At 76.0% G+C, this 13477-nt stretch carries 9 protein-coding genes; 2 read left to right on the top strand and 7 right to left on the bottom strand.

The window, feature by feature from the left end:
* Positions 1-235 precede the first annotated feature (235 nt).
* Positions 236-1204 carry a L,D-transpeptidase family protein gene (locus ACFQ8T_RS19605; protein ID WP_430548148.1) on the top strand — a complete coding sequence of 323 codons (969 nt, stop codon included), beginning with the start codon at positions 236-238 and terminating at the stop codon, positions 1202-1204.
* 32 nt (positions 1205-1236) lie between these two features.
* On the opposite strand, the gene ACFQ8T_RS19600 is transcribed toward ACFQ8T_RS19605, so the two are convergent.
* Positions 1237-2475, bottom strand: coding sequence for a UDP-N-acetylmuramate dehydrogenase (locus tag ACFQ8T_RS19600; RefSeq protein ID WP_430548147.1), 1239 nt, complete (start codon positions 2473-2475; stop codon positions 1237-1239).
* On the bottom strand, positions 2472-3746 hold the full coding sequence (locus tag ACFQ8T_RS19595) for an MFS transporter (RefSeq protein WP_430548146.1): 1275 nt from the start codon (positions 3744-3746) through the stop codon (positions 2472-2474). Before ACFQ8T_RS19595 ends, ACFQ8T_RS19600 begins: the two co-directional genes overlap by 4 nt.
* A 101-nt stretch (positions 3747-3847) precedes the next feature.
* Between ACFQ8T_RS19595 and ACFQ8T_RS19590 the strand changes: the two genes are divergently transcribed.
* Positions 3848-4984 (top strand): LacI family DNA-binding transcriptional regulator, encoded by a 1137-nt coding sequence (locus ACFQ8T_RS19590; protein ID WP_430548145.1) that lies wholly within the window; start codon positions 3848-3850, stop codon positions 4982-4984.
* A 7-nt stretch (positions 4985-4991) separates the two neighbouring features.
* Here ACFQ8T_RS19590 and ACFQ8T_RS19585 read toward each other — a convergent pair whose 3' ends face one another.
* Genes ACFQ8T_RS19585 through ACFQ8T_RS19565 form a run of 5 tightly spaced genes read right to left on the bottom strand, consistent with a single transcriptional unit; the run spans position 4992 to position 13321 of the window.
* On the bottom strand, positions 4992-5663 hold the full coding sequence (locus ACFQ8T_RS19585; RefSeq protein WP_430548144.1) for a GNAT family N-acetyltransferase: 672 nt from the start codon (positions 5661-5663) through the stop codon (positions 4992-4994).
* Complete coding sequence (locus tag ACFQ8T_RS19580) at positions 5660-7798, bottom strand: penicillin acylase family protein (protein ID WP_430548143.1); 2139 nt, start codon at positions 7796-7798, stop codon at positions 5660-5662. Before ACFQ8T_RS19580 ends, ACFQ8T_RS19585 begins: the two co-directional genes overlap by 4 nt.
* On the bottom strand, positions 7795-10353 hold the full coding sequence (locus tag ACFQ8T_RS19575; protein WP_430548142.1) for a GNAT family N-acetyltransferase: 2559 nt from the start codon (positions 10351-10353) through the stop codon (positions 7795-7797). The genes ACFQ8T_RS19580 and ACFQ8T_RS19575 overlap by 4 nt, the downstream gene beginning before the upstream one ends.
* A complete protein-coding gene (locus ACFQ8T_RS19570) occupies positions 10350-11747 on the bottom strand; it encodes a lysine N(6)-hydroxylase/L-ornithine N(5)-oxygenase family protein (RefSeq protein ID WP_430548141.1) in 1398 nt (465 codons plus the stop codon). Before ACFQ8T_RS19570 ends, ACFQ8T_RS19575 begins: the two co-directional genes overlap by 4 nt.
* Positions 11744-13321 carry a pyridoxal phosphate-dependent decarboxylase family protein gene (locus ACFQ8T_RS19565; protein WP_430548140.1) on the bottom strand — a complete coding sequence of 526 codons (1578 nt, stop codon included), beginning with the start codon at positions 13319-13321 and terminating at the stop codon, positions 11744-11746. Before ACFQ8T_RS19565 ends, ACFQ8T_RS19570 begins: the two co-directional genes overlap by 4 nt.
* Positions 13322-13477: the final 156 nt, after the last annotated feature.

The following is a 13477-nucleotide window of genomic DNA, read 5'->3' as shown; positions in this document are numbered from 1 at the left end:
CGTCATCGGACCCGATGACGCGAGAGATCGCTTGCTGGAAGGGTCGGTGGGTCGTCGTGGGCGCCACAACGTTCTCGCCGCGTCGTGCGTCTGAGCAGGTGAACGGCAGACGACAGGTCACGACACGGTGACGATCACGACACGACCGGAGCGCTGCGGTCGCGTTCGGGGCACCCGCGGGGCACGGTAGTACCCCGCGGCGCGCCTGGTGCGCCGACGGCGCGGAAGGGGCTCCATGCGTACGGTTCCCAGCCTGAGGCGACGCCTGACGGCGTCGCTCGTCGGCGTCCCGGTGGTGCTCACCCTGGCTCTCGCCGGGTGCGCTCCCCTGTCCGGCGAGACCGAGCCCGAGCCGGGCGCGGCCCCCACGACGTCCGCTCCCCCGTCCGAGGACGGCGCCGGGTCGACGTCCGACGCGCAGGGCCGTGCCGACCAGGACGCGCAGGAGCAGGCCGGCCGGGAGGCCGCCGAGAAGAAGGCCGCGGACGAGGCCGCCGCGAAGGAGAAGGCCGACCAGGAGGCCGCCGAGAAGCGGGCCGCGGAGAAGGCGAAGAAGGCCGCGGAGAAGAAGGAGGCCGAGAAGAAGGCCGCCGAGGAGCGGGACAAGATGCTCGAGTACGGCGACTCCGGTGAGCGGGTCGTCGCGCTGCAGGAGCGGCTGCAGGAGCTCGGGTACTTCATCCAGGAGGCCGACGGCAGCTTCGGACCGGCCACGCAGCAGGCCGTCTGGGCGCTGCAGAAGGCCGCCGGGCAGTACCGCGACGGCGTCGTCGGCCCGAAGACGCAGGCCGCGCTGGACGACGGCGTCCGGCCGCAGGCCCACTCGTCGTCCGGCAAGGCGGTCGAGATCGACCTCGACCGACAGCTGCTCATGACCGTCGAGGGCGGCAAGGTCACCCGGATCATCAACGCGTCGTCGGGCAACGGGGAGACGTACGAGGCCAAGGGCCGCAGCTACCACGCGACGACGCCGCGCGGCTCCTATGCCGTGTACATGGAGCGCAACGGCATGCACGAGTCGACGCTCGAGCTGGGGTCGATGTACCGGCCGAAGTACTTCTCCGGCGGGTACGCGGTGCACGGCTCGGGATCCATCCCCCCGTACCCCGCGTCGCACGGCTGCGTGCGCGTGTCCAACGCGGCGATGAACTGGCTCTGGGACTCGTGGGGCTTGCCGAAGGGCACGCCCGTCATCCTCTACTGACCACGACCCCGCGTTGTAGGCGCCACGACGGTCTACAGGGCGGTGCCGACCAGGACCGGCTCGGGCTCGAGCTCGATGCCGAAGGCGTCACGGACGCCGTCGCGCACGGTGCGGGCGAGAGCCACGACGTCGGCCGCCGTCGCGCCGCCGCGGTTGGTCAGCGCGAGGGTGTGGCGCGTCGACAGGCGCGCCGGGCTGTGCTCGCCCGCGAGCCCGAAGCCCTTGGTGAACCCGGCGTGCTCGATGAGCCAGGCGGCGCTCGTCTTCACGAGCGTCGGGTCGACGACGCCGAGGCTCGGGCTCACGGTGGACTGCGGCGTCGCGGAGCGGACGGCGAAGCGCGGCGCGTCCGCGGGCAGGTCGTCCGCCGCGTCGGCGGGCAGCACCGGGTTGGTGAAGAACGACCCCGCCGACCAACGGTCGTGGTCGCCGAGCGGCGCCCCGCCGACGCCGTCGAGCAGCATGCCCTTCCCGCCGCGCAGCTCCAGCACGGCCTCGCGCAGGTCGGCCGACGGGGCCCGCTGCCCCACCTCGACCCCGAGGCGCCGGGCCAGCTCGCCGTAGCCGACGGGCGCGGACAGGCTGCCGAGCCGCATCTGCAGGTTCACCTCGAGCACCACGTACCGCGGCGTGGGGTACCAGGGCGCGCCCGGGTCGTCCGGGTCGCCCGACCGCATCGTCCGCTTGAGCAGCGACGTGCGGTACCCGAACCCCAGCTCGCTGAGCGTGAAGGTCCTGCGGGCGTTCGTGGCGCGGTCCCAGGTCACCACCGACGCGACGACGCCGGACACCTCCTGGCCGTACGCGCCGATGTTCTGCACGGGCGCGGCGCCGATCGTGCCGGGGATGCCGGACAGCGCCTCGACCCCCACCCATTCGTTCGCCACGGCCTCGGCCACGAAGGAGTCCCAGTCCTGGCCGGCGGGCAGGCGCAGGCTCGCGCCCCCGCACGCACCGTCCGTGCCGCACGAGTCCTCGAGGTCCGCGTCGAGGCCCTGGCGCACGTCGCGCACGACGACGCCGGCGAACCCCTCGTCCGCGACCAGCAGGTTGGAGCCGCCGCCGATCACCAGCAGCGGCGTGTCGGCGTCGTCCGCGGCGCGCACCGCGTCGATCAGCTCGGCCTCGGACTCCGCCTCGACGTACTCGTCGACCGGCCCGCCGACGCGCAGCGTCGTGAGCTCGGAGAGCGCCGGGGCGGCCGTGTCGCGCCCGTCGCGCTCACGGGCGGGCTCGTCGGCGGACGGCGTGTTCAGGGTCGACAGGCTCACTCGCCCAGCGTACGCGCCGGGTCGGGAGCGGCCGGCAGGGGCCTCGCGGCCCCCGCGACCAGCAGACCCACCGCGACCGGCACGGCCAGCACCAGCAGGGCGTCGCGGTAGCCGACGTGCTCGGCGAGGAAGCCGATGAGCGCCGGGCCGACGAAGAACGCCGAGTACCCGACGGTCGAGACGACGGAGACGCGCAGGGCGGCCTTGCGCGGGTCGTCCGAGGCGGCGGACATGCCGAGCGGGAAGCCGAGCGAGGCGCCGGCGCCCCAGACCGCGACGCCGACCAGCGCGACCCACAGCGTCGGCACGAGCGCGAAGACCACGACGCCCACGAGGGCGGCCGCGCCGCACACGCGCAGCATGGTCACGCGGCCGTAGCGGTCGATGAGCGACGTGCCCGCCAGCCGGGCGAGCGTCATCGCGCACAGGAAGACGGCCAGGCCGATCGCGCCGACGGAGTCGTCGGTGCCGAACCCGTCGACGACGGCGAGGCTCACCCAGTCGTTGGCGGCGCCCTCGGTGAGCGCGGCGGCGAGCACGACCAGCCCGACGAGGAGGGTGCGGGACTCGCGCCAGGTGGCGAGGGTGTCGCGCAGGGTGTGTCCGGTGCCCGTGTCGACGGCGGTGGCCGGGTCGGCCTGTGCGTCCGTCGCGCCGCCGGCCGTGCCGGCAGCGGCGTCCGCCGTCGGCTCGAAGAAGCGCACGCAGGCCACGACCACGATCAGGTCGATCACCATCACGGTGATGACGTGCCCCGGCAGCGAGGCGCCGGCGTGCGCCGCGAGGGCGCCGATGCCCGCGCCCGCGACCGTGCCGAGCGAGAAGCCGGCGTGGAAGCGCGGCATGACCGACCTCCCCAGCCGCTGCTCGACGACGGCGCCCTCGAGGTTCATCGCGGCGTCCCAGATGCCCACGCCCATGCCGCCGAGGAAGAGGCCGACCCGCACCAGCATCGGGTGGTCGCCGTCGACGGCGAGGGTGGCGACGGCGAAGCCCGCGGCCGCCAGGGCGGCGAACGACACGCAGGTGCGACCGGCGCCGATGCGCGAGGCGATCATGCCGGACAGCGGCAGCGCGACGAGCGACCCGATCGCGCCGGTGAGCAGCAGCACGCCCATCTCGGCCTCGGAGAAGCCGAGGCCGTCGCGCACCGCGGGGATCCGGGAGGCCCACGTGGCCATGCCGATCCCGGCGACGACGAAGACCGCGAAGACGGCCCAGGCGGCGCGCACGGCGTGCGCGGGCGGCCGGGTGGGGAGGTCGGTGCTCACGGTCCGACGCTTCCCGAATCCGCCACGCGGGTCAAATCGATTCGAGCATGTGCTGGTCAGCGCGGGTAGGCTTCGCCCCGGACCTCGCCGGAAGGAGCCCCATGGGCCGCAGCAACGCCCGACCGACCCTCGCGCGGGTGGCCGAGCTCGCAGGCGTCTCGGTCTCCACCGCGTCCCTGGCGTTCTCGGGCGCGGGACCGATCACCGCCGAGACGCGCGACAAGGTGCTCGCCGCCGCCGCCGAGCTGGGCTACTCCGGCCCCAACCCGCTCGGCCGGCAGCTGCGCTCGGGCCGCTCCGGCATCGTGGGAGTCGTCCTCGGCGACCAGCCCGGGCGCGCGTTCCGCGACCCGGTGGCGGTCAAGGTGCTCGACGGCCTCGTGGACGTGCTCGGCGCCGAGGGCCTGGGCGTGCTGCTCATCCCCGGCGTGCGCGCCGTCCCGGGGCCGCGCGTCGACGGCGAGGAGACGGCGCCCGTGCCCGCCGTCGACCCCCTGCTGGAGTCCGCCGCCATGGACGTCGCCGTGCTCGTGTGGGGCGTGCTCACCGACGACGCGACGCTCGCGGCCCTGCGTCGCCGCGACGTCCCCGTGGTGGTCGGCGAGGGCGGCCGCGTCGGGGGCGCACCGCTCGTGGCCCTGGACGACCGGGCGGGCACGGCCCTGGCCGTGCGCCACCTCCAGGAGCTGGGGCACACCCGCATCGCGGAGATCACGCTCCCCCTCGACGCCGCGGAGCGGTCCGGTCCGATCGACGCGGCCCGCCTCGCCCAGGCCGACCGCACGTCGACGCGGCACCGCCTCGCGGGCGTGCGGGACGCGGTCGAGCCGGTCATCTCGTGGGAGACGCCCGCGTCCCTCGTGGAGCACGGTCGCGACGCCGCCACGGAGATCCTCGGGGCCTGGGTGCCGGAGACGGAGCGGCCGACGGCGATCGTCGCCCACTCGGACCTGCTCGCGGCGGGCGCCGTCATCGCGGCCCGCGAGCTCGGGCTGCGCGTACCCGACGACGTCTCGGTCGCCGGCTTCGACGGGATCGACCTGCCGTGGCTCTCCCCCGACGTGCTCACCAGCGTGCACCAGCCGCTGCAGGCCAAGGGCGCCGCGCTCGGCCGCGCCGTCCTGGGCGTGCTGGGCGGCGAGGAGCCCACCTGCACCACGCTGCCCGTCGAGCTCGTGCCCGGCACCACGACCGGGCCCGTGCCCGACGTCGTCCGCCCCGCCGACGCGCAGGCCTGACGCCGCCTCAGCCGTCGGTGCCGAGCGCCGCCGCGACGATCGCCTCCGCGCGCTCGCGCGGGCAGAACGCCAGCACGGCCTCCTTCGGCCCCTGCGGGGACTCGAAGCGCACGGTGCCGGCGGCCTCGAAGCCGAACGCCGCCATGCGGGCGACCGCGGACCGGTTGCGGGCGTCCGGCTCGCCGACCAGCCGCCGCGTGCCCGGGCGGGCGAACGCGAAGGCGAGCACGGCGGGGCCGACCACGGCCCAGGGCGCGACGTCGTAGCGGGCGGCCGGGCCGTCGCCGCCCTTGAAGAAGTGCATCCCCAGGTCGCCGGGGAGCGCGTCGTAGGCCGTCGAGACCGGGTCGTCCTCCGGGTGGTACAGCTGCACCAGGACGACCGGCTCGCCGTCCCAGCGCACCAGGTAGGCGTGGTGCGTGGGCAGGGAGTCGACGAACGCGTACGTGTCGCTGAGGTCCTCGCGGCTCAGCCCGGCGAGCCCCCAGAACCCGGCGTGCGGGCGGTTGACCCACTCGTGCAGCACGTCGAGGTTGGCGACCGGGTCCAGCACGTGCGCCGTGACCGTGCCCGCGCCCGGGACGTCGGCGCGCCACACCTCCGCACCGCGCGCTCCGGACAGCAGTCGGTCGGACGTCGCGGGCTCGGACAGGGAAGCGGACAGGGGCTCGGTCGTCATCGGTCCTCCGGGGGTCGTCGGGTCGGCAGGGGCTCGGGGCGCAGCCGCGCCCAGTCGGTCTCGATCGGGACGGTGCGGGCGTCGGCCCACGCGGGGTGCTGGTCGGCGAAGTGCGCCGAGCGCGGGTCGCCGGAAGCGCCGAACGGCACGCCCCAGCGGCTGCGTCGGCGGTCGCCCAGGTCCCAGACCCAGCGGGCGACCGACCCGTGCAGGACGGCGTGCGTCACGCCGGGCACGCCCGCCGTGCAGCGGACGGCGTCGCCCGCCCCGCCCAGCGGCCGCGCCTGCTCCTCCGGCACCGCGGGCACCGCCGCGCCCGGGACCAGGCCCAGCGCGTGCAGCGGGGCCAGGCGGTGCAGGTCGCCCCACGTCTCGCGTGCGTCGTCGGGTGGGTCGGGGAGCGCGTCGGCGCGCCCGTCGACGTCCGCGAGCGCCTCCTCGGCCAGGCGCAGCCCGTCGACCACCCCCGAGGCGAGGATCGTCGCGAGCGCGTCACCCACGCGCGCGACGACGTCCAGCCACGGCGCGAAGACCTCCGGCAGGCCGGGCGGGGCGTGCAGCGGGGCGAGGGCCGGGTCGGCCGCCACGCGGCGCACCAGCGCGTTCCGCCAGCGAGCGAACAGGGCGGCGTCCGGGGAGTCGGCGTCCATCCGCGCGCCCGCCGCGGCCCAGGCGCGCAGCCGTCCCGCGGCGCCCGGGGTCCCGACAGGCTCGACCGACGGAAGCCAGGCCACGAGCTCGGCGGCACCGCCGTCGCGCGTGTCGGCGAGCACGCGGTCCTGGTCCTCGGCCGTCTCCCCGCCGGGCGGCGGGTCGGCGAGCAGGGCCCGCACGCGCGCGGCGCGGTGCGGGGCGTAGGCGTGGCCCAGGTCGTGCTCCGGCTCGGCCGGACGGTGGTTGGCGTCGACGGCGACGTCGGCCACGACGGCGGGCGCGGGCAGCCGGCGCCACCCCGGCTCGTCGCGGTGGGTCGCCGGGACGACGCGGCCCGACGGCGGCACGTCCGGCACCAGACCGGCGGTGAGGCGCAGCACCTCGCCGGACGAGTCGGCGGTCAGGACCCGGTCCACGGGGTCGACCCACCCGGTGAACGCGGCGGCGACGTCGCGCGCCGTCCGCGCGCGCTGGAGCGCACGCCAGGCGGCCACCCCGGCGTCCGCTGTCGTGCGCACGGGCCAGCGCAGGCTGTGCCGGTCGGTGACGAGCGGGCCGCGGGCCGTCTCCGCCCACCGCACGACGACGGGTGCCCCGCCGCGCACGGGCACGGTCTCGGAGCCCTGCGCGACCACCCGTGCGCCGGCCGCGGCGGCGTCGACCCCTTCCGCGACCAGCGCGACGTGGTGCGCCATCGCGTTGGTGACGCCCCACGCGACCGCGCCCACCGGCGTCTCGGCGTGCCCGAAGTGCAGCACGCCCGGGACGCCGGGGAACGCCAGCCCGACGACGTCGTGCCCCGGGCGCGCGAGCCGGACCTGCTGGTAGACCCCGGGGAGCTCGAGCAGCCGGTGCGGGTCGCCGGCGAGCAGCGGAGCTCCGGACGCCGTCCGCGACCCGGGCAGCGCCCACGCGTTGGAGCCCGACGACGGGCCGCCGGCCCCGCCGTCGCGCGCACCCCACCACCCGACGACCGCGTCGCCGAGGGTCGGGCCGAGCGTGCGCGCCACGTGCTCGCGCCACAGGAGGTGCGGGAAGCCGCTGAACAGCACGTGGTGCACCAGGAAGGTGCCGATCGGGGTCCAAGGCCGCCAGGGCTCGTCGTCGGGGAGCGGGGCGCCGCCGAAGGCCCGCGCGAGCTCCGCCCGCTCGGGGGCGACCCCGCCGCCGGCGTCGAGCCCGTCCCGCACGCCGTCGGCGTACGCGGCGAGCCACTCCCGCTCGGGCTGCGCGAGCGCCTCCCACACCCGGCGGGTGGTGTCCGCGAGGCGCACGCGGACGGCGAACCGGTCCCACTCGAGCCCGGCCGGGCCGACCCGCGCGGCGAGCCGGCCCTCGCCGTACCAGCGGTCGACCTCGAGCTGCCAGCCCCGGTCGAGCGCGGTGACGTAGCCCTGCCCGTACGCCAGGTCCGCCTCCGAGCCCGCCCGCACGTGCGGCACCCCGAGGTCGTCGCGGAACAGCTCGAAGGGTCGGGTCACGGGGCGTCCGGGCGGGCGACGGGGTTGGCCATCGTCCCTGCGTACAGCAGCGAGGCGGACTGGTCGGTGAGGTCGACCATCTGCAGCGTGTTGCGCAGCTGCAGCCGGTTGAGGCACGAGTGCGCGAACCGCGGCACCCGCAGGTCGACGCCCCGCCCGCCGCGCGGGGCGAGGCCCGGGTGCTCGGTGGCGTGCCGGTCCACGACGTCGGCCACCACGGCCCAGAACCGGTCCTCGGCGAGCACGCCGTCCACCGCGAGGATGCCCGCGAGGTGGCGCAGCACGCCGTCGAACACGTCGGTGAAGATCGCGAGCGCCTTCTCGTCGTCGTCCACGACCGACTGCACCCGCTCGACGCCGGAGGGGAGGGCACGCTCGCCGAGCACCGCGATCTCCTCGCCGATGTCCTTCATGAACACCCGCCGCACCACGCCGTCGCGCAGCACGAGCACGAGGTTCTCGCCGTGCGGCATGAACGCCAGGTCGTGCGCGCGCAGGCAGTGCACCAGCGGGTACAGGTAGGCGTCGAGGTAGGCGCGCAGCCACGCCTCGGGCGCGATCCCCGACTCCCGCACGAGGGCGGTGGCGAGCGACCGCCCGGAGGCGTCGCGGTGCAGCAGGCTCGCCATGGTGGCCAGCCGCTCCCCCGGCGCGGTGCGGGGCACGGGCGACTCGCGCCAGAGCGCCGCGAGCATCTTGCGGTGCGCGCTGGGGCGGGCGGTGCGGTGGTAGACGTCGCCCGTGTACCCGATGGACGCGCGCTCGCGCAGGACGCCGAACCCGGCGTCGCGCAGCGTGGGGTCGCCCTCGACGACGCCCGCCACCCAGTCGTTGATCTCCGGGGTGCCGCGCATGTACGCCGGGGAGAGGCCGCGCAGGAAGCCCATGTTCTGGATCGCGAGCGCCACCTTGACGTAGTGCCGCTCCGGCCGCGTCCGGTTGAACATCGTCCGGATCGACTGCTGCGGCTGGTACTCGTCGGCGCCCGGGCCGAGGGGCACGAGGTCGCCGCGCGCGACGTCGGCGGCGAACGTGATCGGCACGCGGTGCTGCCACTGCCACGGGTGCACCGGCAGGTACAGGTACTCGGCGGGGTCCAGCCCCCGCGCGGCCAGCCGGTCGGCGAACGCGGCGCGCTCCGCGCCGGACAGCTCGTCGCCGTAGAGCGCCTGCTCGGTGAGCCCGGCACCGACCGCGAGGTGGGAGTGCTCGCGACGCGCCGCCAGCCACATCAGGCGCAGCCGCTCGCCGCGCTCCGGCGCGTAGGCGCGGTAGTCGTCGAGGGAGAACCCGATGCGGCCGTTGTTCGCGAGGAAGCCGGGGTGCCCCTCGGTCATCGCCGCCTCGGCGGCCTGGAACGCGTCGGCGCGACGCCGGTCGTCGTCGCCGTCGTCGACCTGCTCGGGGGCGAGGGCGGACAGCAGCTCCGGGACCTGCGGCGACGTGCCCTCCAGCTCGCGCTCCTGCTTGGCGCACGCGGCGGCGAGCGTCGAGGAGAGCTCCTCGAGGTAGGTCGCCACGAGGTCGTCCGGGATCTGCAGCAGCGGCTGCAGCTCGGCCACCAGCTCCAGCACGTCCACGGGTCGCTCGACGCCGGCCGTCCCCGTCGTGACCGTGCGCGTGATCGACGCCGGGTCCACCACCCAGTGCTCCAGCGCGAACGTGCGCGCCGCGAACCGGTACGTCACGCCGTCGAGCGCCAGCACGTACCGGCCTCGTCCTCCCGCCCCCACGTCGTGGCTGTGATCGTGGCCCGGTGCGGTGGGCGAAACAGGGCCACGATCACACCCACAACGTTCTCCGTCGGGCTCGGGGCGGAAGAGGCGCTCGTGCGCGAGCTCCGCGAGCGCCTTGGCGGCGAGGTGACGGTGGGCGTGCTCGGCCAGGTCGGGGCGCAGGTGCGGGGCGAGGCGCGCGCCGGCGGCGTCGGCGAGCCCGGCGAGGGCGCCGAGCGGCGAGGCCGCGAAGTCCTCGCGCGTGCAGACGCTCAGCGCCGCGTGCTTGGTGTGCCCGCCCTCGTCGAGCTCCACCTGGCGCAGCACGCGGAACCCGGCCGCCGCGTTCTTCGCGGCGATCGCGCGGTTGCGCACGTCCGGCTCGACGACGACGCGCGCGGCGTCGAGCCCCTCGTGCGCCAGGCAGTGGCGCACGACGGCGCCCATCACCGCGTCGGTGAACCCCGGCGCGCGGTCGGCCGGGTCCTCGGGCGGAGGCGCCACGAGCAGGTGCATGCCGACGTCGCCGGGCGCGGCGTCGTGCACGCCGACGAGCAGCACACGGGCCGGGTCGTAGGTCTCGGCATAGAACGCGGGCACGCCGTCGACGCGACCCAGCCAGCCGTCCTGGTCCGGGTGGTCGGCGACGTCGGCGAGGTAGTCGCGGACGTCCGCGGCGCCCAGGTGCCCCATCTGCCAGAACGCCGACGCCGGGTGGGACAGCCACCCGTGCACGGTCGCGGCGTCGCGCGCCGGGTCGACCGGCTCGAGGGTGACGGCGTCCGGAGAGGTCCGGTTCGCGGCGACGGGCCGGAGGCCGGACTCGGCGACCGCGGTCATCGGGCCACCTCCTGCACCGCGGCGGCCGCCGCCGCGCTCGGCGCTGGTTCGCCGCCCGGCAGCCCGAACGTCTGGAACGCGATGCGCCGCTCGATCGCGTACGGCTCACGGCCGGTGACCTGCGCCAGGATGACCGAGTTCCGCCACGCGGCGAAGCCCAGGTCGGGGGCGGTGACGCCGTGGGTGTGCGCCTCCGTGCCGCCCACGTGCAGGCGCCCGCCCGCGCCCGCGGTGTAGTCGCGGGCCACGTCCACGCGGCCGAGCTCGTCGAGGTCGACCAGACCGGGCGCCACGAAGCCCGGCACGCCCGACCCGTACCCGGTGGCGGCGACGACGGCCCGCGTGCGGTGCTCCGCCGTCGTGCCGAGCTGGCCGTGCCGCAGGGTGAGCACGTACTCCCCCGCACCGTCGGCGCCGTCGGGCTCGTAGCGCGCCGCGACCACCTCCGTGTCCGACAGCAGGGTGGTCGGCACCTCCCGCCCGAGGGCGGACTTGCGGTAGAGCGTGTCGTAGATGTCGTCCACGAGGTCGCCGCTGATCCCCTTGTACAGCGCGCGCTGTTCGCGGCCGAGGATCTCGCGCAGCTCGGTGGGCAGCGCCCGGTAGTGGTCGGTGTACTCCGGCGACGTCATCTCGAGCGTGAGCTTCGTGTACTCCATCGGGAAGAAGCGCGTCGAGCGAGTCACCCAGTCCACGCGGTGCGCGCCGGGCGCGGCGTCCTCGAGCAGGTCGCGGTACACCTCGGCCGCCGACTGCCCCGACCCGACGACGGTCACCGCACCGGTCGCCGCGAGCGCGTCGCGGTGCGGCAGGTAGTCGGCGCTGTGCACGACCGGGCCGGCGCCCGGGTGCCGGCCCGCCTCGGCGGCCAGGGCGGCGAGCGGCCCGGGGAGCTGCGGCGTCGTCCCGACGCCCAGGACGACGTGGCGCGCCCGGTACGTCTCGGTCGCCCCGTCGGCGAGGCGGGCGGTCACCACCAGGTGCCCGGACTCCTCGTCCCGCTCCACCGCCGTGACGTCCCTGCCCCAGCGCAGGGTGGTGAGACGGTCGGCCACCCAGCGGCAGTACTCGTCGTACTCGGCGCGCAGCGGGTAGAAGGACTCGCGGATGTAGAAGGGGTAGAGCCGGCCCGTGTCCTTGAGGAACGCGAGGAACGAGTACGGCGACGTCGGGTCGGCCATCGTCACCAGGTCGGCGAGGAACGGCACCTGGATGGTGGCGCCCTCGAGCATCATGCCCGGGTGCCAGGAGAACCCGTCGCGCCGGTCGAGAAACACCGCGTCGACGTCGTCGATCGGGTCGGCGAGCGCGGCGAGGCCCAGGTTGAACGGCCCGATCCCGACGCCCAGGACGTCGTGGGTGCGCTCGGGGGCGGAGTCGGTGGTGCGGGTCATCGGGCGACCTCCTCGAGGGCGGGGTCGGTGGGCACGGCGGTCGCGCGCTGCAGGCGCGGGTGCGCACCGCGGCACGGCGGCGCGTCCAGGTCGAGCAGCTCCTCGCCGGCGAGCAGCCCGTGCGCCGTCGCGCGGACCAGGTCGAGCACGCCGCGGACGTCGTCGAGCGTCGCGTCCGGGTTGAGGAGCGTGAGCTTGAGGCACGGACGCCCGTCGACCACCGTCTTGGCGACGAGCGCACGGCCGGAGTCGAACAGCACTCGCCGCACGCGCGGCACGAGGGCGTCCGCCTGGGCGTCGTCGACGCCGTCGGGCTGGTAGCGGAACAGCACGGTGGACAGGTCGGTCTGGGCGAGGAGCCGCAGCTCGGGGTCGCCGGCGAGGTCGGTGTGCACGGCGGCGGCGAGGTCGCAGACGGCGTCGACCATCGCGCCGATCCCGTCGGCGCCGACGGCGCGCAGGGTGGCCCACAGCTTGAGCGCGTCGAACCGGCGCGTGGTCTGCAGCGACCGGTCGACGAGGTTGAGGTCGGGGTTCGGCTCCCCCGCCTCCTCGGCGGGGTTGAGGTAGTCCGCGTGCCACGCGGCGCGCGCGAGGTCCGCGGCCTCGCGGACGAGGAGGGCGCTGGACGAGACCGGCTGGAAGAACGTCTTGTGGAAGTCGACCGTGACGCTGCGCGCCCGCTCGACGCCGTCCAGCAGGTGGCGGCGGCGCGGCGAGACCAGGAGTCCGCCGCCGTACGCGGCGTCGACGTGCAGCCAGGCGCCGACGGCGTCGCACAGGTCCGCGACCGGGGCGACCGGGTCGACGCAGCCGCGGTCGGTCGTCCCCGCGGTGACGACGACGGCCATGACGACGTCGCCCGCCCGCTCGACGTCGACCAGGGCCCGGGCCAGCGCGGCGGGGTCGAGGCGCCCGTCGGCGTCGGTGTCGACACCGATCACGGCGTCGTCGTCGAGTCCGAGGAGCAGCGCGGAGCGGGCCACGCTGAAGTGCCCGGCGGTCGTGGCGAGCACCCGCAGCCGGCCGAGGCGCTCGCGCCGCGCCGCGCCGCCGAGCCGGGCGCCGTCGGCCCCGGTGAGCGCGGCCTCGCGCGCCAGGTGCAGCGCCTGCAGGTTGGACTGCGTGCCGCCCGAGGTGAAGACCCCGTCGCTCCCGGCCGGGAAGCCGATGCGGCCGGCGGTCCACTCGACGAGGCGCTGCTCCATGAGGGTCGCGACCGTCGACTGGTCGTACGTGTCGACGGACGTGTTGATCGCGGCGAGCATCGCCTCCGCCCCGACGGCCGGGAGCGCCACCGGGCAGTTGAGGTGCGCCGTGTACGCGGGGTGGTGGAACCAGACGGCGTGCGAGGCGTACAGGTCGGCGCTCTCGCGCAGCGCGTCGGGCGTGCCGACCGGCGGGCCGTCGAGGTCGACGGCGTCGACGAGGGCCTGCAGCTCGCGCCGGCTCGCGCCGCAGAAGGGCTGCTCGGCGGCGGCGACGCGGGCGGCCACGTCGTCCACGACGGCGTGCAGCGCGCCGGCGTAGTCGGCCGCGGTCGCGGCTCCCAGCAGGGCGGAGGACTTCGTCACGGGTCTCCTCGATCGGTCGAAGTGAGGTCAGCCTGGCCTAACTTAGGGTCACCTCCCTCCGATGCCAACCGCTGGGACGCAGATCACATCCCGCTGCCTGCTTCGGCCCGCAGAGCGCCTGCCCCCGGGCACGTTGCCCTGGCGGGCCCGACCGGA

Origin of the sequence: Isoptericola sp. NPDC056618, assembly GCF_042792715.1 — a bacterium.
Classification (GTDB): domain Bacteria; phylum Actinomycetota; class Actinomycetes; order Actinomycetales; family Cellulomonadaceae; genus Isoptericola; species Isoptericola nanjingensis.
This window is presented reverse-complemented; position numbering and strand designations above follow the sequence as displayed.

Excerpts from the sequence above, each read along its gene's own strand:
- ACFQ8T_RS19605 (WP_430548148.1), top strand. The coding sequence starts at position 236 with ATGCGTACGGTTCCCAGCCTGAGGCGACGCCTGACGGCGTCGCTCGTC.
- ACFQ8T_RS19590 (WP_430548145.1), top strand. The coding sequence starts at position 3,848 with ATGGGCCGCAGCAACGCCCGACCGACCCTCGCGCGGGTGGCCGAGCTC.
- ACFQ8T_RS19585 (WP_430548144.1), bottom strand. The coding sequence starts at position 5,663 with ATGACGACCGAGCCCCTGTCCGCTTCCCTGTCCGAGCCCGCGACGTCC.
- ACFQ8T_RS19575 (WP_430548142.1), bottom strand. The coding sequence starts at position 10,353 with ATGACCGCGGTCGCCGAGTCCGGCCTCCGGCCCGTCGCCGCGAACCGG.
- ACFQ8T_RS19570 (WP_430548141.1), bottom strand. The coding sequence starts at position 11,747 with ATGACCCGCACCACCGACTCCGCCCCCGAGCGCACCCACGACGTCCTG.